Raw genomic sequence first — 21432 nt, 5'->3', positions numbered from 1 at the left:
TACATGCTATTTAATTCACTGGATTTTTTCATATTCCTTCCCGTTGTTTTTTTCTTGTTTTGGATATTGGGTAAGGGAAAATCCAAAGTTCAGAATGCTATTCTCTTTATAGCAAGCTACATTTTTTATGGTTGGTGGGACTATCGCTTTTTGTCCCTGATCATATTGTCCACCCTGGTGGATTATTATGTAGGCAGGGCCATTTATGTGACCGATGATGAAAGGACCAAAAAAAAATGGCTCTGGGTAAGCATAATATTCAATATTGGTCTTCTTGGGTTTTTTAAATACTTCGATTTCTTTGTTGAATCTTTTATTGAATCCTTTTCATTTTTTGGAGGCCCGATAGAAAATGTTTGGACATTGAATGTGATATTGCCTGTCGGTATTTCTTTTTACACATTTCAAACCCTTTCATATTCTTTGGATGTCCATAAGGGCAATCTCAAACCCACAAAAGACCTGCTCTCTTTTGCCACCTATGTTGCTTTCTTTCCGCAGTTGGTGGCAGGACCTATTGAAAGGGCTTCGCACCTGTTGCCCCAAATAGAGGGCGTGAAAAAATTTAAATATAGCCAATCGGTTGAAGGTCTGAAGCTGATGCTTTGGGGTATGTTTAAAAAAGTGGCCATCGCTGATTCATTGGCATTGATGGTAGATGACATATTTACCAATTCTGCGGGCTATCCGTCCACAACACTGGCGTTGGGTGCCATATTTTTTGCATTCCAGATATATTGCGATTTTTCAGGGTACTCCGACATAGCCATCGGTACTTCCAAATTGTTCGGTATTGAACTAATGTCCAATTTTAGGTTTCCATATTTTTCCAGAAGTATAGCAGAGTTTTGGCGCCGCTGGCACATTTCGCTCTCTACCTGGTTCAGGGACTATTTGTATATACCTATGGGGGGGTCAAGGGTGAGCAGACCGGTAGCGGTCAGGAATATTTTCGTGATCTTTTTGGTAAGCGGGCTGTGGCATGGAGCCAATTGGACGTTTGTTGTTTGGGGCTTGTACCACGCTCTGCTGTTTCTTCCCTTGTTTTATCTCAACATTAACCGTAACCACTTGGAGGATATAGACCTTTTTAGTTCAGGGAGGAATTTCCTGGTTGAAGGATCCCAAGTATTGGGGACCTTTTTTCTGGTTGTTTTGGGTTGGGTGTTTTTTAGAAGTGAGACCATGTCTGGTGCGCTGAGCTATTTACAAAGAATGCTTTTTGAATTTAGCGGAGGAGAATACCAGCACCCTTTGGGATATAGAATGCTTGATTATTTTGTACTCCTGCTCCTATTCGTCTTATATGAGTATATGATCAGGAAAGATGAAAGAAACCCGTTCAAGTTTAAGTCCCGATATGTCAGGTTTGCACTTTATATCCTAATGGTGTTCCTGTTGCTGCTGTTTTATGACGATACCATGAACAACCGATCGTTTGTTTACTTTCAATTTTAAGCTATGAAGAAATTATTGGGTAAGATTGTATTATATAGTATTTTAATGGTTTTATCCCTTGAAATCCTGATCAGGGCATTCCATTTATACTTTCAGTATCCGGTAGTAAGGCTGAATGAGAATGAAGTGGTCAATTATATACCTGGCCAGGAAGGAGCATTTGTACTTGGAAATCGTAGGATGACCTATTCAAGGTTCCATATAAACCAATCGGGGTTCAATTCTTTTCATGAGTTTGAACCTACCGAAAGGAATCTTGAAGTAGCGTTGATCGGGGATTCTTTCATTGAAGGCCTTCATCAGGATTACGATAATTCAATTGGTAAAAAAATAGAAGACGACCTATCCGGGAAGGTAAAGGTCTTCGAATATGGTTTTTCAGGATATGATCTTGCAGATCAATTACATCTGATACATGAGTTTAAGGAAGATATGGCCTTGATTGATCTAGCCGTCATCTATATAAAGTTCGATGAGGATGTGAGAAGGGACCATTATGAGGTGCAGACCAGGGCAAACTTGGAAAACAGTTTGGTCTTTAAAATCAAAAGAGAGGTCAAGCTACTTTCCTATTTAAATGGTATTGGGCTAATATCGCCCATTACCGATTTGCCCAAACGAATAAAAGGATCGGTACACAAGAATATAGAAATAGCCGAGAAAGATGTGGATTCCGTTGCCAAGGATCAGGAGTATATCAAAAACCTGAATACACTACTGAATACCTACCCTATAGACAAGAAAAAATCTGTTTTTCTTATCGATCGATCCATAACCAGTAAGTCTTTTTTGGATTACTGTGATTCTATGGGCTACAAATATCTGGACTTTGGGAATGCTTTAAAGGCTTCCAGTGAGAATACCGTATTAAAATACGATCCGATGAAACATTGGAACAATCATGGAAGGGATATTGTGGCCAAGGTGATTGCCGAGTATGTGGATTCGTCCGTGCTATCAACCTCCAATTAATTCCTTAAACTTTAAATCAGGGTTTTTTATACAGGGGGAAGAAAGTGTCATTTGGGTCCAATGCGCGTTCTTCTACTGCTTTCTTGACCAAGGTATCATAAACTTGTTGGTTAACGACCTTTCTGCCAGTGTAGAATATACAGTCCTCATCCTTTGGGAAATAGGCTTTTTTGCTTTTATATAGTCCATCATCATCTTTAATACCTCCACCCAGGACATATTTCTTTTTGTTGCTCCCAATGGCCCATTTGATCACTTCAACCCTTAAAAAATCATTTGGCCGGGTGTGGAAAAAATCGGAATCAGTACCCCCTAAGAAAGCATAAACGGAATCCTTATAATGGATATGGAGTTCCGTAGAAACAGGCTGCCCTTCATAATATACCATGCCTATGGTAAAATCTTTCTTGTGGTTCAGCACCAGGTTTTGGAAATATTCAGCAGAAAAGAAGAGGAATTTGGACGCATTGTTCCTTTCCATCGTTTTATGGTAGATTTTATAAAAACTATCCACCAAATCCCTATCCATGCTCTCTTGATCATGCAGTTTGAACGAAAGCCCGGAAGAAATGGCTTTTCTATAGTTGTTTCGCACCTTTTTATCAAATGACTCCCACTGTTCATCAAAACTTTCCTTTAGGCTACCACAAACGTTGGTCAGTGTTTTTACATTTTTGCCAGAATAATTGATGTGATTGTTGGTTAGACTGAACCTGATGAATTCAGTGACAATTTTGTTGTCCATGTACCATTGGTCAATCATTTTCCAATAGGTGTCGATATCAGCATCACTTGTCCCATTTTTGAAGAGAGGACCATTATATCCATAGGGGGAAGTGGCATCCGAATATTCAGTATTTGATATCGGGCTCAATATCATCGGCATTATGGCAACACATTCCTTTTTTTCCAATAGAAAAGCAATAAGTCTATTGGTGGCTGTTTTATGGTGCTGAAGATATTCAATATAATAATAGGGGTTAAGGAACTCATTGGAGACAATTGTCCCATATATGTCCCTGTCCTCCGCTACACTTAAATCGAGAATTTTCAGTTTTGACTGATCGTGGTTCATTTGGTTTTTTGGTTTGAATAGTTGATCCGGTGTTTTTTGGTCGGTTTAATTACTACAATATAGGGGTGCTAACGGAAAGCTTTTGCTTAGAGGTAGCTTATACTGTATGGGCATGATATTTACAGATTGGTTTTGTATGTAATGAAATCTACCATATGTGATTGGGGATCTACCACAATGTCCTCTTGTTTGATCACCTTTTTAAAGGTCATCCGAAATATCTTAAAATCCAATGCAAAGGATCTGTTCTTTACATAAGCTATATCTTTTTCCATTCTTTTGTCCCAGGTCAGATTGTTTCTTCCTGAAACCTGTGCCAATCCTGTAATCCCGGGCCTTACAGTATGCCTAAGTTTTTCGTCCCCAGTATAATAGGGTAGATAGGAGACAAGTAATGGTCTTGGCCCCACAAAGCTCATATCTCCCTTAATGATGTTGATCATCTGTGGTAATTCATCTATAGAAAGCTTGCGTACCACTTTCCCCAAGGAGGTAAGTCTATCCTTGTCCGGTAAAAGATGGCCATCCCCATCTTTTTTGTTGTTCATGGTCTTGAACTTGATGATCTTAAATATCTTTTCGTTCAAGCCAGGTCGTTCCTGGAGGAAAAATGGATTCTCCCCATTGGCAAAGGCCAAAGCCAAACCGGTAAGAAGAGTCACGGGTAAGGTGATTATGAGCAGAAACGTTGAAAGCGAAACATCAAACAACCGTTTAAAAAATGGATACATTCCTTTGTAATGAATTTTATAATTATTTTTTATTGGACATGGTGTTCAAATCTGTTGCATCCCCATTCCATTTATAAAACTAACCGCGTTTTTTAATTTCTAAAAAAGAATTCGATTTAATGCCATTCCTGACGGATGAAACAATACGTTTAGAAACAAAAAATAGATGCTCCCCATTGGTAATAGCGGATTTGGTTTTACCAAATAAGGCACATTTCAGGTAACTTAAATGATATACATAAGGTATCTCCCCATGTCTTTTCATATGAAAAGGGAAATCAACGGAAATGATATGAAGGGGTAACAATTTCATTTTCAGATACAAGTAAAATTGATTTTTTTGTGTGCTTGAAAATTTGGTTAAATGTTAAAATTTGACGTATTTTGTCGATTTTAAGGAAGCCATGACATCCAAAAAAAAGTTTGATGCGTAAAATTCCGTGTATTTCGTCGAAAAAAATGGTTTTTGGACGATTTTACTTTGAGTATACACTAATTTTAAAACATCAAAAATTTTAATCGCCAATGAAAATCTTTCAACCCCACCTACTTAAAATGATGGTATTGGCCCTTTTCCTTGTTTTTTTTACTTCATGCAGCAAAGATAGCGATCTATTTGACGAGTACGTCCTTAATCCGGATGAAGAAGTTGTAGATCCAGGGGATACTGATGGCCAAACTGATCCTGACGGCACCGATGGAAATACTGACGGGAACTCAGGTACGGATTCGGGATCGGGAATCGATTTCACAATTGATACCCCTGACAATCCCGAGAATACAAATAAAATAGAAGGGACATATACCCCAACATCATCTGCGGATGTTTCTGATCCTGCACATGCGAACTTTAAGGCCGTGATTTCAAATTCTTTTGAATGTAATGGGTGTACTTTCGCTGCTGGGCAGACCATTGAACCCGCAGGAGGGGTTATAACAGGTTCCAATATCAATCTTAATGGAGCCTATATTGAAAATACCAACAAACAGGCTTTTGCTCCCAGTGTTACATTTAGTGGTATTTATGAAAGCTCCAGAATAAGTCCAGAAACCTTTGGAGCGGTTTCAGGGGACTCTGGTGATGATACCGATGCTATTGACGCCTTGATAAACAATTGTTCCTTGGCGGTTGGATCTGAAGGAGGCTCTTATGTTAAGAACAAACCATCCTATTACAGGAGATCAGGAACCTTGGACTGGAACATGAATGGAGCGGTAGTGAAAATTACAAGTGCAGCCAGTTTCAATACCGGACAGGTTTCTGTGGATGCCGTTTTTGAAATCACCAATCTTTCCCCCAATATTTACAATGGTGAGTTTGACGGTACCGATACATATGGTAGGCTGTTTTATCTACACGGTCAAAATTACTATAGGTTCAACAAGTTATACGTGCATAATCTGTATGCGTCCTCAACCTATCGCGCCGTTGCGTTTCGTTTTACTATAGATGCTACCTCATCCGGATTTAAATACGGGGAATTTTCCGATTGTGTAATCGATAAAGTGGTGGCCCAAGGAGATGGAAATTATAACAATGCCCCGGCCGGTATTTCCAAAGGATGGTGGTACACCATTTCAGGAATCAATTATGGGGATCCATTTTCGGTTGTCCATAAAAACAATAAAGTAACCAATATTATTGGAGACGATGCCGAGGCCTTTTACGCAATACAAAGCGGAGGATCCCTAGATCATAGTAGTTCATTCACCTTTGATAACGAAGATTATAGGTATTGTACCAGAAGAGCTATAAAAGCCTGTGTGTCCAACGTGGAAATCAAGAACAGTTATTTTGAGGAAATTCCTGAATCATTGTTCGTTTCTCCACAGCAAATGGGGTCAATGATTGACTTTTTTAGTACCCAGGGTAGTAATCTGATTCAGAATATAAGGGTTCATGACAATGTGATCCGAACCGTTCCCGGACATGATGCCCATTATTATTTACTTTCCATGACCGAAGTGGATGATGCCATCATCACAAATAATGTCATTACTATGGAAAGTGTCGGAAACTATGGTGGTGTTCGTTTGGGTTCGAACACTAGTACTTACAGTGGGGCTTTGAAAAATATTCAAGTGTCCAATAACATCTTTAACAATTGTTATGTGAATACTATGAACGAGTATGCTCCAGTAAACAATGAACCAATAAAGGTTGATGGGAACACCTTCAATTTTACATCAACACAGGGTATCGATGTAGCTGCACTCAGGTTTTCAAAAAATAGTGGTACCCATGGCTACATAGATTTTACAAATAATGACATTAATGTGGATATGTCCTCTCCCAATGGAATCAATGGTGTTTTGGCCAGTAATGGGGTAGATGTGGTTGGCGTTACTTTAGAAAATGTAACCGTTAACTATTCCCAAGGAGAGTCCGCCAGACCTTTTGGATATCTTAGGGGCAATTTCAACAATAACGTCATAAAAAACTGTAGTCTGTCCGGTGCAAGTGGTACCAATGCCTTATTGGTAATGGGGAGTGCCTCCTCAGTGGAAATCGTTAATAGCACAGACGCCAGTGGCAATCCCATAACAATCGAATGATTTTGATCACTTATCAACAATAACAAAAGGGGGCTATGCCCCCTTTTTATTTATGTCATTCCTCCATTTGTTCCATATATGGTTTCCTATCCAGAAAAAGTGGCATTTCATATAATATTACTTGCTATATTCTGTTTAATACACATCTTTGTTGTAAAATTTAAAAACTCGTGGCAAAAAAAGCATTGATTACCGGGGTGACCGGACAGGATGGAGCTTACCTTAGTGAATTTCTTTTAAAAAAAGGTTATGAAGTCCATGGACTAAAAAGAAGATCATCCCTTTTTAACACAGACCGTATTGATCACCTCTACCAAGACCCACATGTGGAGAACCGAAACTTCATTCTTCATTACGGGGATATGACAGATAGTACCAATCTGATACGCCTCATTCAGGAAATACAACCAGATGAGATTTATAACTTGGCGGCCATGAGCCACGTGCATGTGAGTTTTGAAACTCCAGAGTATACTGGAAATGCGGATGGACTAGGTACATTGAGGATTTTGGATGCGGTAAGATTACTGGGTCTTGGGGACAAAACTAGGATCTATCAGGCATCTACCTCAGAATTGTATGGAAAAGTGCAAGAAGTGCCCCAAAGTGAAACAACCCCTTTTTATCCAAGAAGTCCCTATGCCGTGGCTAAAATGTACGCTTATTGGATAACCGTAAATTATAGGGAAGCCTATAACATGTACGCCTGCAATGGAATACTGTTCAACCATGAGTCTCCCATTCGTGGAGAAACTTTTGTGACAAGAAAGATAACAAGGGCCACATCACGGATAGCACTTGGGCTGCAGGATAAATTCTTTTTAGGCAATTTGGATGCCCAACGGGATTGGGGACATGCCAAAGACTATATACGTATGATGTGGATGATCCTACAGGCGGATGAACCTGAGGATTGGGTCATTGCCACAGGAAAGACCACCCCGGTAAGGGAATTTGTGCGAATGAGCTTTAACGAAGTGGGAATTGAACTGGAATTTAAAGGAAAAGGGGTGGATGAGAAAGCCTATGTGAAGGCATGTCATGATCCCAAATTCCAATTGGAGATTGGCAAGGAAGTACTCGCTGTGGACCCTAAATATTTTAGACCTACGGAAGTGGACCTATTGATAGGTGACCCAACCAAGGCAAAGACCAAATTAGGCTGGGTTCCAGAATATGACCTGAAAGATTTGGTGAAGGATATGATGCAGAGCGATATAAAACTTATGCAAAAGGAACAATACCTTAAGGATGGTGGATATCGCATTCTAAACTATTTTGAATAGAATGGAATTGGAGGCTAAAATTTATGTCGCCGGTCACCGAGGATTGGTCGGTAGTGCCCTGGTCAAGAACTTGAAGGGCAGAGGATATCAAAACATAGTCACCAGGACACATTCGGAATTGGATCTGACCAACAGTACTGCCGTAGCGGAGTTCTTCGCTCAGGAAAAACCGGAATACGTTTTTTTGGCCGCGGCAAAGGTTGGGGGTATTGTGGCCAATAATACATACAGGGCCGAGTTCATCTATGATAATTTGATGATACAGAACAACATTGTTCATCAAAGTTATCTACAGGGTGTTAAAAAGCTTTTGTTTTTGGGAAGCACCTGCATTTATCCCAAAAATTGTCCACAACCCATGAAAGAGGAATACCTTCTTACGGACACTTTGGAGTATACCAATGAGCCCTATGCCATTGCAAAAATTGCAGGGATCAAACTGTGCGAGAGCTATAACCTTCAATATGGAACAAATTTCATATCGGTGATGCCTACCAATCTGTATGGACCCAACGATAATTTCAATCTTGAAAAGTCCCATGTTTTGCCAGCCCTTATCAGAAAAGTGCATTTAGGAAAGGCATTGGAAAATAATGACTGGGACACCATTGATAAGGATTTGAACCGTCTTCCCATAGAGGGGGTTGCCGGAGATGACCAAATGGACCGAAAGTTACAGATTCTCAAAAAATATGGTTTGGTAAAGACAGAAGCAGGAAAGGTGTCGGTTGAGATTTGGGGGAGTGGAAAGCCAAAACGGGAGTTCCTCTGGTCCGAAGATATGGCAGATGCCTGTGTGTTCATTATGGAAAACAGGGACTTTAAGGACACTTATAAAAATGAGGATATTGAAATTAGAAATACCCATATCAACATAGGAACCGGTATTGATATTTCCATTGCTGATCTTGCAGAACAAATTAAGGTACACATCGGTTTCAAAGGTGTGTTTCAATACAATGCGGATAAACCTGATGGTACCATGGTAAAGCGCACCGACGTTACCAAACTCAACGACCTGGGTTGGAAACACAAAGTGGATATCGCCCAAGGATTGCATCTGATGTATCAATATTATCTGGGCTCTTGATTGAACATGGCCCCATAACGATGATTAACACCAACCACCATTGATAGGTAAGCTAACAACATATTTAGAAAACAATTCAGGTTTTACCAGATACCTGAAAAATACATCATGGCTAATGGCGGAGAAGGTCATTCGACTTTTGATCGCGCTAAGTGTTGGGGTATGGGTAACAAGGTACTTGGGCCCGACTGAATTCGGGATTTTAAGTTACGCCCAGAGTTTTGTTGGGATTTTTGCAGCCTTGTCTTCATTGGGACTTAACGATATCATTATTAGGGAATTGGTAAAATCCCAAGACGACCACAATGTGATCATGGGGTCATCTTTTGGACTTCAGACTTTGGGGTCAACGATAATAATGGTCATAATTGCTATCAGTATCTATGTGAACAACGATGAGCCGCTGACCAATAAGATCATTGTGATTTTGGGACTATTGACCTTCATCAACAGTTTCACTATCATTTCTTCCTACTTTCATAGTGTGGTGAAGAGCAAGTACTTTGCCCTTACCGGGTTGGTTGGGGTGATTATCTCGGCATTGATCAAGATTTATTTAATAGTATTTGAATACTCATTGATCTATTTTGTCTACACACTGGCGTTCGATGTGGTTTTTTTGGCAGTTGGACAAATTTGGTACTATAAAAAGATGGGGCATTCCCTGTTTACATGGAGGTTTTCATGGTCCGTATCGAGAGTATTGCTCAAGGATGCCTGGCCTTTGATTCTCAGTGGTATCATAGTATCCATTTATATGAAGATCGATCAAGTGATGATCAAGGAGTTTCTTGGCAACAGTGAAGTCGGTATATACTCTGCGGCGGTGCGGTTAAGCGAGGCATGGTACTTTATCCCCACCATCATTTGCAGCTCTTTGTTTCCGGCAATCATTAATGCGAAACTAAAGGATGACAACCTGTATATGGACAGATTGCAACGTTTGTACAACCTTATGGTGGTTTTGGGAGTGGTGATCATATTGCCCGTCCTATTGTTCAGTTCTTGGATGATACAGATCCTATATGGAAGTGAGTTTATAGAATCTGCAATGGTGTTGAACATCCATATACTGGGAAGCGTGTTTGTATTTTTGGGTGTTGCAAACCAAAAGTGGTTCATCAGCGAAAATATTCAGGCCTATAATATCATTTGTTTGGGAATGGGTATGATGGCCAATATTCTATTGAATATTGCCATGATTCCCACCTATGGTATAATAGGCGCCGCGTACGCTACATTGATTTCACAGTTTATTGCCTCGGTTTTGGCACCTGTATTTTTCAAAAAAACCAGAAATTCCTTTTTTATGATGGTCAGGGCCCTGCTTTTTGTCCAAATTTTCAAGGACAGAAAGTTGTTATAGGAAAGAAACTTGGGCAGATCGATCTATAATGTGTAATAGCATTGAATTTAATATCCCAATACAATATTGGGTTAGGTATAGAATTAGTAAATCAACCAACAAGAATAAACCTAAAGCAAAATGTGCGGAATTTTAGGAACAGTCCCTGCTACGGAACATAGCCACTTCAAAGGAGCCTTGGATACCTTGACCCACAGGGGCCCAGATAGTTTTGGTATCGAAAATATTGATGACGAGGTATCCTTGGGACATCGAAGGCTTTCCATTTTGGATATTTCTGAAAACGGTCATCAACCCATGTTCCACGAGAGCAGGAGATATGCGGTCATTTTTAATGGGGAGATCTACAATTTCCTTGAAATACAAAAGGAATTGGAAAATTTGGGCCATAGGTTCAGATCAACATCGGACACGGAGGTATTGCTGAAAGCTTACATACAATGGGGGGAAGAATGCGTATTGAAATTTAACGGTATGTGGGCCTTGGCCATTTGGGATACAGAGACCAAACGATTGTTCATGTCCAGGGATAGATATGGTAAAAAACCCTTGTTCTATGCACAAGTGGACGGTAAGTTCATTTTTGCCTCCGAAATGAAGGCCATCTTCCCGTTTATGGACCGGCTTGAGGTATCGGACGATTTTAATTGGATGAAAAAGAACGTCTTTTTCTACGAGGCCACTGAAAAATGTTTGATCAAAGGAATCAAACGGTTTCCAGCTGGGCATAGTGGACATTTTGAAAATGGGAAGTTGTCACTTTATCGGTATTGGAACACGTTGGACCATTTGGTGGAGGTTCCCAAATCTTATGAAGAACAAGTAGAGGTGTTCAGGGAGCTTTTTATGGACTCATGCAAGCTTCGTATGCGTTCAGATGTTACCATTGGCACGGCTTTGAGCGGTGGTTTGGACAGTAGTGCCACCATAGCGGCAATGGCCAATCTGGCAAAGAACAACAATAGTTATTCCAACGATTGGCAACATGCCTTTGTCGCCACATTTCCAGGGACCCCATTGGACGAATCCCATTATGCAAAAATGGTTACGGACCATTTGGGAATCGGAGCCACATACGTGAAAATAGACCCGTTGGAACACTGGGGAAAACTGGAAGAATATTTTTACCTCTTCGAAGATCTTTATATCACGTCGCCTTTACCAATGGTCATGTTATATGGGGCAGTGAAGCGGAACGGGGTAACTGTGACATTGGATGGTCATGGTGCCGATGAGTTGTTGAGCGGCTATCAACAAGGTACGTTGGAGAGTCTTTGGGATGCCCGTTTCAACTTAAGGAATACAAAAGATATCCTTAACATCTACCAGGGATCTATCAATGAGGATGAGGTGCAATATGACAGGGAAGGAAAGCTCAAGGTGTATTTGGATTACATGGCAAGAAAAACGGGTAAAAAGATTTTGGGTAAAAAGATGCCATCCATAGACAATGGACATCCAAATTTCAATAAGTTGGATAATCTATCCCAATATCTATACAGTATGTTCCATGAGAATATCATGCCCACACTCTTGCGTAATTATGATAGATATGCAATGATCAATGGCGTGGAGATTCGGATGCCCTTTATGGACCACAGGATTGTAAGTTTTTTGAATTCTGTGCCGTATTCCACCAAAATTGGGAATGGTTATACCAAAAGAATTGTGCGTGATGCCTTGGATCCGTTCCTGCCCAAGGAAGTTACTTGGCGAAAATCAAAGGTTGGTTTCAGTTCTCCCATTGTGGACTGGATGCAGAACGAACTGTCTGACTGGTTCATGGATACGGTGAATTCCAATTCCTTTTTACAGTCGGGATTGGTTACAGATCCACATCAATTGAAGGATAGGATTACTGCTATTGTGAATAAGGAGAACCATAATTTCTCGGAAGCACAGAAATGTTGGACAGAATTATCTCCCTACATTTGGGAAAAAGCCATATTAAAACGTGAAACTCTTGTTGTTTAGTTTTTCACGGAATAAGCATCGGTAACGGAAGGTTTCATGGTCAATACAATAAAAAAATGGGTGCTATCCAGTTCTTTTTTGACAGGTATCGCAATTTTTTTCAGAAGAATATACCTAAAAAGAACAAAGGCAATAATTTATAAAAAAAATGCATTTATCGGATTTTCCGTGATGTGTGAAGGAAAAAATGGTTTTGGAAAAAATAGTTCCATTGTTTCTTCAAAGATTGGTTTTGGCTCTTATATTGCAGATGGGGCCAGCATATCCAAAACTAAAATAGGCAGGTATTGTTCCATCGGACCCAATGTAAATTGTATTTTTGGTAAACATCCCGCTGATACCTTTGTTTCCACACATCCTGTTTTTTTTGCCGAAAAGACCCCTGTGGGTTATACCTATGCCAAGGGACAATGTTTTCAGGAGTTTGCTACTCCGCAGGAAGGGGGTTATAGTATTTCAATAGGCAACGATGTCTGGATTGGAGCCAATGTATCCCTAATGGATGGAATCAAGATTGGGGATGGGGCCATTATAGCGGCGAACGCCCTTGTGGTAAAGGATGTTGAACCCTATACTATTGTGGGGGGTGTTCCGGCAAAAATCATCAAAAAACGTTTTAGTGAAGACGAAATTACCTTTTTAATGGAAGTTAAATGGTGGGATAGGCCAGAGGGATGGATCAAGGAAAATGCCCATTTGTTTAAAAACATCAAACACTTTATGGATATCTTAAGGCATGAGTGATAAGAATACCCCAATAGTTGTTGTAGCATACAATAGGCCGAGAGCTTTGACCAGATTGCTAAAATCCTTATCAAATGCGGGATATCCCAATAAGGAAATCGATCTCCTTATCAGTATCGATAAGGCTGATCATAACCAAGAAGTCTTGGACATTGCCAATGCTTATGAATGGAATCATGGGAAAAAGGAGGTAATCTATCAAAAAGAAAATCTAGGCTTGAGAAAACACATTTTAAAATGTGGGAACCTCAGTTTGGAATATGGATCGGTTATTGTTTTGGAGGATGATCTTTTTGTTTCCCCCAATTTTTACTTTTTTGTTGACCAGGCCCTGCAATTTTCAAAGAATGAGCCCAAGGTCGGGGGAATCTCTTTGTACAACCATCAGTTGAATGTACATACACGCGATAATTTCTCACCCATACAGGATGGTTTCGATAATTGGTACTTTCAATTTGCCTCTTCTTGGGGTCAGGCATGGAGCAGGGAGCAGTGGTCTGGATTTATGGAATGGTATGATAATGACCCTGACATTGACCATAATAACAATGTACCTGCTTATGTGAGGAGTTGGTCCGCTAAATCCTGGCTAAAGTATAACATAGCTTATTTAGTTGAAAAAGATTTCTATTTCATGTATCCCAAGATATCGCTATCCACCAATTTTAGCGATGCCGGTACCCATGTAGGGAATGACAGTACCATCTACCAAGTACCTTTGGATCAAGGTTTTCAACGGGAATATGTATTATCCACTGTGAACCAATCCAAGGCCGTATACGATGCTTTTTATGAGAACATGCTGATCGAGAAGGTGCTCGAAATTAAAAAGGATGATCTTTGTGTTGATTTATATGGATATAGACGGGCAAGTGAAAAGAGGTATTTATTGTCTTGCAGATTGTTGAATTATAAGATTTTAAAATCATATGGTAAATCACTAAAACCTCACGATGATAATATCATGAATTCTATTGAGGGTGTCGATTTTTTTCTATATGATACCGCGATAGTGGAGAAAAATCCGAATAAATTCAATTTAGATAGGAATATTGAATATAACTTTAAACAACTGTCATATAAATTCGTATTGAGATTGTTCCATAAAATGACTAGGACGAAGGCAAAGAACTTGCGAAAAAAGATTTTCAAAATATAAAGAAGAGTGATTAAAGAGATCCGCAAAATAGGCATTCCGTTTCTTGGACTGTTCTTGCTATACTTGCTCAATCCGTTGGGGCTCAATATTTATATTGGGTATTTATTGGTCCCATTGGTTGTAATACAAAGGGGTTTTTTAATACGAAACCTAGATTTCAGTTTTTTTGTTCTTCTACTGTTTTCGTTGACCTATGCGGCCTATTTTTCATTTGAGCCCAAAGCTGGAAACCAGTACATTGTCATATATGCAGTAGTCCCGCCCATTTTTTATTTACTGGGCAAGTTCTTTGCTTCCAAACTGGCAGGAAACACAAAGAGTTTATTCTATTTGCTGCTGTTCGTTGGAATTATTTTTTCAATATCCGCCATTCTATCGGTGTTTACGGATATTCTTCGTAATGGATATGCTGTAGTGGAAAGAAACTTGCCCAATTTTTGGACCGGAAATATAGTGCCGGCCACTATAATGGGATCGTATTTTTCTTTGATAATGACCATTCCTGCTTTGTTGATACCTCGTGTTAAGGGCCTATCACTGATTCTGAGAATCGTACTGCTACTTGTTTATGTGGTTACGGTAGCTTGCGTTTTGCGTATTGGTAGCCGAACCCAGTTGGGAATCAGCATGATCGCATTGCTACTCTCTTTGATCTATATCATGCCCCGCCAATCCTTCAAACGGAATTTTGTGATGTTTTTGGTTTTCTTTTTGGGAGTGTTCTATTTGTCTACCAAGATCAATTTTGATTTGGATCAGGATTGGTTGTCGGCATATGCCAATAGGATGGAGGACAGTGGTGATTTTGCGTCAGGAGGAGGCCGGACCGATCGTTGGGCAAAATCCCTTGAGAATCTTTTTGACAAACCGTTGGGGTGGAGCGAGGATGAATTTGGTCACGCACACAATCTTTGGTTCGATGTGCTCAGGATAGGAGGCGTACTTTCCTTTTTTCTGCTGATAATTTTTACAACCGGAGCTTACATTACGATATGGAAAGCGGTCCGCAAAAATGCAACGAATTATTTTTTGAACAATCAGATCATTGTCTATGCCTTGGCCTTTACAACAGTGTTCACTTTGGAACCCATTTTGGAGGGGATGTTCGATTTCTTTGCATTTTTCTGCTTTTTTGCAGGGGTCGCCAAATCATATTATACCGATTATCCCTTAATTGAGTAGTATCGTCCAAAATTATCCCCTACTTGGTTACAATACTTTACTTTTGTAGCGTTTTGTATTGTGACGAATCACTAAGCCATTAACCCCAAATATGGACAAAGTTGCCATTCTTCTTACCTGTTTTAACAGGAAAGAGAAAACGATTAAAGCCTTGACCGCCTTGAACAATGCATTTGAGCAATCAAATCATATTGTTCAAATGACTATCTATCTTACTGATGATGGCTCTACCGATGGGACATCGGAAGCAGTTTCAGCAAAATTTCCCTATGTAAAGATTCTCAAGGGTACAGGTGATCTGTACTGGGCGGGAGGTATGCGCAATTCATGGAAAGAAGCAATAAAGGGAAACTATGACGCTTACCTTTTGTTGAATGATGATACCGATGTCTATCCCCATTTATTTGATTCCGTTCAAGAAACCCACGCTTTTTCACTTTCAAATTACGGCTTGGGTGGTGTTTACGTGGGGACCACAATAGATGCCAAAACAAGAAAGGTCTCTTATGGCGGATCGGTTTTCATCAATAAGTTCTTGGCCACATCCAAAAGACTGGAACCACAGGATAAACCTATTCCCTGTGAATTAGGTAATGCCAATATCATGTGGGTTAGCAAAAATGTTGTGGATGAAGTGGGTATATTATCTGAAGGGTATGTACATGGATTGGCCGATTATGACTATACGCTTAAAGCGGTCAAAAAAAACATCCCCGCACTTATAATGCCAGGAGTGGTGGGAGAATGTATCAACGACCATAAAGATCCTTACCAAAGATTTTTTAATCTTCCTTTTAAGGAACGGTATAAAATGTTGTACAACCCCATTGGTTTTGATTTTGTTTCCCAAACCCATCATATGAAAAAACACTTTCCTCTTCGGTATCCCCTTTTTTTGACGACCGGATATTTTAAAGTGGTTTTTCCAAAACTGTACTACCATTTACTATATAAGAACAGAAAGCACTAAAATATGTTGAAAAAAAATCTGATCGTTTTCGGAACAAGGCCAGAAGCAATAAAAATGGCGCCATTGGTCAAGGCATTTCAAGGGTCTGACCATTTTGAGACCAAAGTCTGTGTTACCGCGCAACATAGGGAAATGTTGGACCAGGTATTGGAGTTTTTCGAGATAACCCCTGACTATGATTTGGATTTGATGAAGCCAGGTCAAAACCTCTATGGCCTTACGGCGGCCATAATTACCAGTATGCAACCAGTATTGGAGTCTTTCCAGCCCGATTTTGTTTATGTGCATGGAGATACGACCACAACCATGGCCACAAGTATTGCCGGATTTTATTCAGGTGCCAGGGTCTGTCATGTGGAAGCAGGGCTACGTACTTTTAATAAATGGGCTCCCTTTCCTGAAGAAATCAATAGGAGGGTTACAGGGCATGTGGCCGACTATCATTTTGCTCCAACTCAGACCTCCTATAATAATTTGGTGAACGAAGGAGTGGAAAAGGAGGCTATTGTCATCACGGGCAATACAGTTATCGATGCATTACATGATAGTGTTGAAAGGGTAAAGAGCTTGGATTCAAAAGAATTGCATGAGCTCAAATCAAAAATTTCCAGTGATAAAAAAATCATCTTGGTTACAGGGCATAGACGTGAAAACCACGGTCAAGGATTCATCAACATTTGTCAAGCTTTAAAGGAAATAGCTCAAAAGTTTAAGGACGTGGAAATTGTATATCCCGTACATTTGAATCCTAAGGTCCAAAAACCAGTTTATGAACTGTTGGGTGATTTGGACAATATAAAACTTATCGAACCATTGGCATATCCAGAGTTCGTTTGGTTAATGGATAGAAGCCATTTGGTAATCACGGACAGTGGAGGTGTGCAGGAAGAAGCCCCTAGTTTGGGCAAACCGGTTTTGGTCATGAGGGATACCACGGAAAGACCTGAAGCTGTAGAAGCAGGAACAGTAATTTTGGTAGGGACCGATAAGGAAAAAATAGTATCGGAAGCCTCAAACCTGCTCACTGATGACAAAAAATATGGAACCATGAGTAGGCTTCATAATCCGTATGGCGACGGAAAAGCCTGTAATCGTATTGTTGAATTCATGAAAAATTTAAAATAGTGGCACAGAATAAAGTTACAATGATGGGGTTGGGGTATATCGGTTTGCCCACAGCTGCGTTGATCGCAGGAAACAAGACCGAAGTCAATGGTGTGGATGTAAACCCAAGGGTGGTTGAAACCATAAATAAAGGTAAGGTACACATTGTTGAACCCGATTTGGAAGAGGCTGTATCAAAAGCGGTTAGCGAAGGATATTTGAAGGCAAACCTTGAACCCAAGGAAGGGAATACCTATTTGATAGTGGTGCCTACCCCGTTCAAAGAGAAGAACGAACCGGATATTTCATATGTTGAATCGGCAACAAGGGCCATATTGCCACTTTTAAAAGAAGGGGATCTATATATCATTGAATCTACTTCTCCCATAGGCACTACGGAGAAGATGCGTGACCTTATTTATGGGGAACGCCCCGAGTTGAAAGGAAAGATTTTTATGGCCTATTGCCCAGAACGTGTACTTCCTGGTAACGTAATGTACGAGCTGGTCCATAATGACCGGGTTATTGGGGGTATAGATGAAGAGTCAACTTCCAAGGCAGTAAATTTTTATGCCCAATATGTAAAAGGAGAGCTACATCGAACCAACGCCCGTACGGCTGAAATGTGCAAATTGGTCGAGAACTCTTCCCGAGATGTGCAAATTGCCTTTGCCAATGAATTGTCCCTTATCTGTGATAAGGCAGATATAAATGTTTGGGAACTGATCAAGCTAGCCAACAAACACCCAAGGGTGAATATCCTGCAACCGGGTTGTGGGGTAGGAGGACATTGTATCGCAGTGGATCCATATTTCATTGTGTCCGATTATCCGATGGAATCAAAAATCATTGGCACGGCTAGGGAAATCAACAATTATAAATCGTTTTGGTGTGCCGAGAAAGTGCAGAGTGAAAAATTGAAATTTGAACTGGAAAAAGGATATAAGCCAAAGGTGGCACTAATGGGATTGGCCTTTAAACCAAATATTGACGACCTGCGGGAGTCCCCGGCAAAATACATTGTACAAAAAGTGTTGCAGAACACCAACAATGAAGAATATTACATTGTGGAACCAAATATTGAATCCCATAATGTGTTTAAACTGACCGATTATAAAACGGCCTTTGAAAATGCGGATATAGTGGTGTATTTGGTTGCTCACAATGAATTCAAGGGGCTACCAAGGGATACTTCAAAGAAGATTCTGGATTTTTGTGGGATACTTCAATCCTAATTTGGAAAAGTAATATACCTATGAAAGACGTTCTGATTGTTTTGGCCCAATCCTTGGAGCAGCCTAGAATAGTCAAGAGAATAAACCAAAAGGCCAAAGAATATGGCAGTGTGCATGTTTATGGTTTCACCAGAAATGTACATTCCGTCCAAAACCATAAAGTTTTGGAAGAAAATGCCAATGTAACGGTGAATGTGGCCGGAAAGTTGAAAAATGGAGAATATATCAAGAGAATATTTGTTTTCCTGGGTTTGTTATGGACTTTGTATGTCAAGTATGGTTTTAGAAAAAAGAACGTCTACGTTTTTGGTCTGGACCTGAGAATTTTCTCCTTTTTTCTCTTAAATGCCAAAGTAGATTATGAAATAAGCGATATTGTTTGGCTTTATGATGGAAGGACCAAGCGGAGGATTTTTAGTTCCATAGACCATTTTTTGGCGAAAAGATCAAGAAAGGTGGTTTTTACATCCAAGAGCTTTTACTCAAAATATTACACCAAATCGGTTAATGAAAACCAGTTGGTGGTTGCTGAAAACAAGCTTGAAACTTATGGAAAGGTCCGACCTATTGAAAGCATGCCTGTGGACAAAATAAGGATTGCCTATATAGGGGCTTTTAGGTATACGGAAATAATTGAACGTCTAATTCAAGTTGTATCCAAGAACAATGATTTGGTCTTGAATTTTTATGGGGGTACACATGATGGTTTAATCGAAAAGATCGAAGGTGCTACCAAGGCAAATGCCAATATTTATTATCACGGACCGTTTAAGAATCCAGACGACCTTGAAAAAATATATGGCGAAAACAACTTGAACTTTGTGGTGTACAACAATACACAGGAAAATGAACAAGTTGCAATGCCCAATAAGTTCTATGAATCTGGATTTTTCAACGTTCCCATTGTTTGTGCCACCGGCACATATGTTGGAGAAAGGGTGTTGGAACAGGGAATGGGATGGACAATAGACATTGATTACGATTCGATTTCAGAATTTTTGAATAGTATGACCATTCGGGAATTGGAAACATATCATCAAAAAATAAAAGAGTTGGACAAGGGCCAATTTATCATGTAAAATTTAAACACAATACCATGTTCACAGGTAAAACATTATTGATAACGGGCGGTACGGGTTCTTTCGGAAATGCCGTATTGGACCGTTTTCTCAAAACTGATATAGGTGAGATACGCATCTTTAGTCGTGATGAAAAAAAGCAGGACGACATGCGAAACCGCCTAAAAAACCCTAAGATCAAGTTCTATATTGGCGATGTACGCGATTACAATAGTATAAACAGGGCCATGCAAGGAGTTGATTATGTGTTTCATGCAGCTGCCCTAAAACAAGTGCCTTCCTGTGAATTTTTTCCTATTGAGGCGGCCAAGACCAATGTGTTCGGTACACAGAACACAATAGATGCGGCTGTGGCCAATGGGGTAAAGCGTATTATTTGTTTGAGTACGGATAAAGCGGCATACCCGATCAATGCCATGGGGATAAGCAAGGCCTTGATGGAAAAAGTGGCGGTGGCAGCTTCAAGAAATATCCCAGAGGATTCCACAAAAGTTTGTCTTACCCGTTATGGTAACGTAATGGCCTCAAGAGGTTCCGTGATTCCCTTGTTCGTGAACCAAATCAAAGAGGGAAACCCATTGACGGTAACCGATCCGAATATGACCCGTTTTTTAATGTCTTTGGAAGATGCTGTTGATTTGGTATTGTTTGCGTTTGAGCATGGTAACCAGGGCGACTTGTTTGTAAATAAGGCCCCGGCAAGCACCATTGGGGACTTGGCACAGGCAATCAAAAAAATATTCAATGCCAGCAACGAGATAAAGGTAATCGGAACAAGGCATGGGGAGAAATTATATGAGACCTTGTGTACCCGTGAAGAAATGCAGAAAGCAGAGGATATGGGAGAATTCTATAGGATTCCGGCAGATAACAGGGATCTTAATTATAGCAGGTACTTCTCGGAAGGTGAGACGGATATTAGTAAGATCGAGGACTACCATTCCCACAATACCAAGCATTTGAATGCGAGGGAATTGGAAAACACCCTTTTAAACCTTGACTTTATAAAGGAAGAATTGAATGGCTGACCATAGGTTGATCAAGGGCGATTTGTTTGAAGATGAACGGGGAAAATTACGTTTTGTTAACGCCTTTGATTTGCAAGAAGTGGTCCGGTTTTATGAAATTGCCCCCAAGGATGCTAATGTGATTAGGGCATGGCAAGCCCATCAGGAGGAGAAAAAATGGTTTTATTGCCTATCCGGTTCTTTTGTGATCAATTTGATCCAAGTGGACAATTTTGATTCCCCTTCGGAGAAATTGGCACCATTGAGAATTGAAATTGACGATTCCGTTCCACAGGTACTCTGTGTCCCTGGCGGATATGCAACAGGCATAAAAGCAACTGCTGAAGGTTCAAGACTTCAAGTCTTTTCTAATTTCGGTTTGGAAGAATCCAAAAAAGATGACTTTAGATATCCGATGAAAAAATGGGAGGCAAAATGGTAATT

18 protein-coding genes are annotated in these 21432 nt (G+C 40.1%); 16 read left to right on the top strand and 2 right to left on the bottom strand.

All coding sequences use genetic code 11. The annotated features are described in order from the left end of the window. Positions 1-3 precede the first annotated feature (3 nt). Together LKX84_RS12715 and LKX84_RS12710 are read left to right on the top strand one after the other, a co-directional pair. Positions 4-1458, top strand: coding sequence for an MBOAT family O-acyltransferase (locus tag LKX84_RS12715; protein ID WP_228237535.1), 1455 nt, complete (start codon positions 4-6; stop codon positions 1456-1458). A 3-nt stretch (positions 1459-1461) separates the two neighbouring features. Then, positions 1462-2430, top strand: a complete 969-nt coding sequence (locus tag LKX84_RS12710) for a hypothetical protein (RefSeq protein WP_228237534.1) — start codon at positions 1462-1464, stop codon at positions 2428-2430. 16 nt (positions 2431-2446) lie between these two features. On the opposite strand, the gene LKX84_RS12705 is transcribed toward LKX84_RS12710, so the two are convergent. Together LKX84_RS12705 and LKX84_RS12700 are read right to left on the bottom strand one after the other, a co-directional pair. Next, a complete protein-coding gene (locus LKX84_RS12705) occupies positions 2447-3505 on the bottom strand; it encodes a GNAT family N-acetyltransferase (protein WP_228237533.1) in 1059 nt (352 codons plus the stop codon). Positions 3506-3624: 119 nt separating this feature from the next. Continuing rightward, positions 3625-4236, bottom strand: a complete 612-nt coding sequence (locus LKX84_RS12700) for a sugar transferase (RefSeq protein ID WP_228237532.1) — start codon at positions 4234-4236, stop codon at positions 3625-3627. A gap of 525 nt (positions 4237-4761) precedes the next feature. Between LKX84_RS12700 and LKX84_RS12695 the strand changes: the two genes are divergently transcribed. The 14 genes from LKX84_RS12695 to LKX84_RS12625 all read left to right on the top strand — a co-directional run bounded on the left by LKX84_RS12695 (position 4762) and on the right by LKX84_RS12625 (position 21430). Continuing rightward, positions 4762-6792, top strand: a complete 2031-nt coding sequence (locus LKX84_RS12695) for a hypothetical protein (RefSeq protein WP_228237531.1) — start codon at positions 4762-4764, stop codon at positions 6790-6792. A gap of 170 nt (positions 6793-6962) precedes the next feature. Next, positions 6963-8078, top strand: a complete 1116-nt coding sequence (gene gmd / locus LKX84_RS12690; protein WP_228237530.1) for a GDP-mannose 4,6-dehydratase — start codon at positions 6963-6965, stop codon at positions 8076-8078. Between the two features lies 1 nt (position 8079). Further along, entirely contained in the window at positions 8080-9168 is a 1089-nt protein-coding gene (locus LKX84_RS12685; protein WP_228237529.1) for a GDP-L-fucose synthase family protein, read from the top strand. Between the two features lie 40 nt (positions 9169-9208). Next, entirely contained in the window at positions 9209-10534 is a 1326-nt protein-coding gene (locus LKX84_RS12680) for a flippase (RefSeq protein WP_228237528.1), read from the top strand. A 120-nt stretch (positions 10535-10654) separates the two neighbouring features. Next, entirely contained in the window at positions 10655-12508 is a 1854-nt protein-coding gene (asnB, locus tag LKX84_RS12675; protein WP_228237527.1) for an asparagine synthase (glutamine-hydrolyzing), read from the top strand. Between the two features lie 171 nt (positions 12509-12679). Then, complete coding sequence (locus LKX84_RS18030; protein WP_410548880.1) at positions 12680-13252, top strand: CatB-related O-acetyltransferase; 573 nt, start codon at positions 12680-12682, stop codon at positions 13250-13252. Beyond that, a complete protein-coding gene (locus tag LKX84_RS12660; protein ID WP_228237526.1) occupies positions 13245-14411 on the top strand; it encodes a glycosyltransferase in 1167 nt (388 codons plus the stop codon). The genes LKX84_RS18030 and LKX84_RS12660 overlap by 8 nt, the downstream gene beginning before the upstream one ends. Before the next feature lie 6 nt (positions 14412-14417). Further along, a complete protein-coding gene (locus LKX84_RS12655) occupies positions 14418-15593 on the top strand; it encodes an O-antigen ligase family protein (RefSeq protein ID WP_228237525.1) in 1176 nt (391 codons plus the stop codon). Between the two features lie 91 nt (positions 15594-15684). Then, on the top strand, positions 15685-16563 hold the full coding sequence (locus LKX84_RS12650) for a glycosyltransferase family 2 protein (protein WP_228237524.1): 879 nt from the start codon (positions 15685-15687) through the stop codon (positions 16561-16563). 6 nt (positions 16564-16569) lie between these two features. Beyond that, positions 16570-17688 carry a non-hydrolyzing UDP-N-acetylglucosamine 2-epimerase gene (wecB, locus tag LKX84_RS12645; protein WP_228237599.1) on the top strand — a complete coding sequence of 373 codons (1119 nt, stop codon included), beginning with the start codon at positions 16570-16572 and terminating at the stop codon, positions 17686-17688. Between the two features lie 20 nt (positions 17689-17708). Then, entirely contained in the window at positions 17709-18902 is a 1194-nt protein-coding gene (gene wecC, locus LKX84_RS12640) for a UDP-N-acetyl-D-mannosamine dehydrogenase (RefSeq protein WP_228237598.1), read from the top strand. Between the two features lie 20 nt (positions 18903-18922). Then, entirely contained in the window at positions 18923-19981 is a 1059-nt protein-coding gene (locus LKX84_RS12635) for a hypothetical protein (RefSeq protein ID WP_228237523.1), read from the top strand. A gap of 17 nt (positions 19982-19998) precedes the next feature. Further along, positions 19999-21009 (top strand): polysaccharide biosynthesis protein, encoded by a 1011-nt coding sequence (locus LKX84_RS12630; RefSeq protein WP_228237522.1) that lies wholly within the window; start codon positions 19999-20001, stop codon positions 21007-21009. Beyond that, on the top strand, positions 21002-21430 hold the full coding sequence (locus tag LKX84_RS12625; protein ID WP_228237521.1) for a dTDP-6-deoxy-3,4-keto-hexulose isomerase: 429 nt from the start codon (positions 21002-21004) through the stop codon (positions 21428-21430). The genes LKX84_RS12630 and LKX84_RS12625 overlap by 8 nt, the downstream gene beginning before the upstream one ends. Positions 21431-21432 lie beyond the last annotated feature (2 nt).

Origin of the sequence: Allomuricauda sp. M10, assembly GCF_020782875.1 — a bacterium.
Taxonomy (GTDB): domain Bacteria; phylum Bacteroidota; class Bacteroidia; order Flavobacteriales; family Flavobacteriaceae; genus Flagellimonas.
The sequence above is the reverse complement of the archived record's forward strand: the minus strand, read 5'-3'. Positions and strand labels throughout refer to the sequence as shown.

What these genes read in the sequence shown, in the direction of transcription:
- LKX84_RS12625 (WP_228237521.1), top strand. Translation starts at nt 21,002, where the DNA reads ATGGCTGACCATAGGTTGATCAAGGGCGATTTGTTTGAAGATGAACGG.
- LKX84_RS12650 (WP_228237524.1), top strand. Translation starts at nt 15,685, where the DNA reads ATGGACAAAGTTGCCATTCTTCTTACCTGTTTTAACAGGAAAGAGAAA.
- wecC (WP_228237598.1), top strand. Translation starts at nt 17,709, where the DNA reads ATGATGGGGTTGGGGTATATCGGTTTGCCCACAGCTGCGTTGATCGCA.
- LKX84_RS12705 (WP_228237533.1), bottom strand. Translation starts at nt 3,505, where the DNA reads ATGAACCACGATCAGTCAAAACTGAAAATTCTCGATTTAAGTGTAGCG.
- LKX84_RS12660 (WP_228237526.1), top strand. Translation starts at nt 13,245, where the DNA reads ATGAGTGATAAGAATACCCCAATAGTTGTTGTAGCATACAATAGGCCG.
- LKX84_RS12695 (WP_228237531.1), top strand. Translation starts at nt 4,762, where the DNA reads ATGAAAATCTTTCAACCCCACCTACTTAAAATGATGGTATTGGCCCTT.
- LKX84_RS12710 (WP_228237534.1), top strand. Translation starts at nt 1,462, where the DNA reads ATGAAGAAATTATTGGGTAAGATTGTATTATATAGTATTTTAATGGTT.
- asnB (WP_228237527.1), top strand. Translation starts at nt 10,655, where the DNA reads ATGTGCGGAATTTTAGGAACAGTCCCTGCTACGGAACATAGCCACTTC.
- LKX84_RS18030 (WP_410548880.1), top strand. Translation starts at nt 12,680, where the DNA reads ATGTGTGAAGGAAAAAATGGTTTTGGAAAAAATAGTTCCATTGTTTCT.
- LKX84_RS12635 (WP_228237523.1), top strand. Translation starts at nt 18,923, where the DNA reads ATGAAAGACGTTCTGATTGTTTTGGCCCAATCCTTGGAGCAGCCTAGA.
- LKX84_RS12630 (WP_228237522.1), top strand. Translation starts at nt 19,999, where the DNA reads ATGTTCACAGGTAAAACATTATTGATAACGGGCGGTACGGGTTCTTTC.
- LKX84_RS12715 (WP_228237535.1), top strand. Translation starts at nt 4, where the DNA reads ATGCTATTTAATTCACTGGATTTTTTCATATTCCTTCCCGTTGTTTTT.
- LKX84_RS12700 (WP_228237532.1), bottom strand. Translation starts at nt 4,236, where the DNA reads ATGTATCCATTTTTTAAACGGTTGTTTGATGTTTCGCTTTCAACGTTT.
- LKX84_RS12685 (WP_228237529.1), top strand. Translation starts at nt 8,080, where the DNA reads ATGGAATTGGAGGCTAAAATTTATGTCGCCGGTCACCGAGGATTGGTC.